The sequence below is a fragment of the uncultured Dokdonia sp. genome (genome assembly GCF_947496725.1).
Lineage (GTDB): Bacteria > Bacteroidota > Bacteroidia > Flavobacteriales > Flavobacteriaceae > Dokdonia.
Map to the genome: position 1 here is coordinate 1 of NZ_CANMDS010000013.1, position 1,271 is coordinate 1,271.

The 1,271-nt window shown below is 44.5% G+C and carries 1 pseudogene; it reads right to left on the reverse strand.

Annotation, left to right across the window (positions count from 1 at the left end):
- Nucleotides 1-1,271 (reverse strand): annotated as a pseudogene (locus tag Q0948_RS14845) (iron-regulated protein FrpC); the annotation flags it as partial.

Genomic DNA, 1,271 nt, shown 5'->3' on the forward strand with positions numbered 1-1,271 from the left:
GTGGTATTGATAAAATTAGTGACATCTGCCACTGCAAGCGTTGGGTCGTCTGGGTTCGCTTCCGCGAAAGCGAGATCTGTATACACTAAGATATCTACAGGCTCCCCTCCACCTATCTGAGCAATCACACCCGTAAGATCAAATCTCTCAAAACCATCGGTATCCGAACCAGAACCAGCGTCAATCACTCCATCACCGTCAGTATCAATATCTGTCGTGGCATCACATACCTCTACGGCATCTGGCATTGTGTTAGGCGTAGGTAATGGTAACACCTCAATGTCAAAAGTAGTCTGGTCGGTACATCCTGCTGCGCTAGCAACTACTGCCTGTATCGTCTGTGGGTTCTGAATGTTTGTATAAGCCGTAGGGTCTGCAATAGGCGTATCACTCATCTGGTCTGCAAGACTCGCATAATAGGTCACAGATAGTAATGGATCCCCACCGGTAAGACTTGCCTCATTAACGGTAAGGTCAAACACATTAAAGGTATCTGCATCATCATCACAAACCATTAGGTCTAGATCATCATTGGCTGGGTTTGCCGTAGGTGGGCTTTCTACAGAGATTTCAAAAGAGCTCACTGCAGCACATATATTTGGACTACCATCATTTACTTGTAAACGTACCCAGATTACCTCAAGTGGTGTCATCTGTGTTGCGTTATAGTTAGCTGGATCTATAATTGGGTTGTTACCCGTTTCTGCATCTGCTAGGGTGTTGTGATATGTGATGACAAGCGTGGTTGCATTTTGTGACCCTATGATGGCAACCTCATTTTGAGTAAGGTCGATAATTTCCATCAGGTTATTATCATCATCACACTCGGTAAGTGTTTCAAGGGCTGAAGGAATCTCAGGGATAGGATATACCACAAGCTCAAACTCATAAATCTTAGTACAAGCCGTTGCCGTAGCTGGGTTGGTGTCTTGTGCTACCACATACAGTGAGGTCATCCCTGTGATGTTGTTATAAGGAACGGTAATATCTATCTGCCCTGCACCCGTGTCTGCCGTGGCATTATCTAGGGTTTCATAAAAACGTAGGGTGATATCTGTGAGCGTTGCTAATAAGTCATCATTATACTGTTGCAAATCAAAGGCTCCAAAACCATCATTGTCTTCATCACACGCAATAGCCTCTGGTAAAGGTTCTCCAATAACTGGTAGCGGATTCACCTGTAGGTCTACTGTAGTCTCTGCACCACACATTCCTGCATCACTACTACTTACTAAGATAAAAAGCGTCTGCGGACTAGTACCATCATTTAC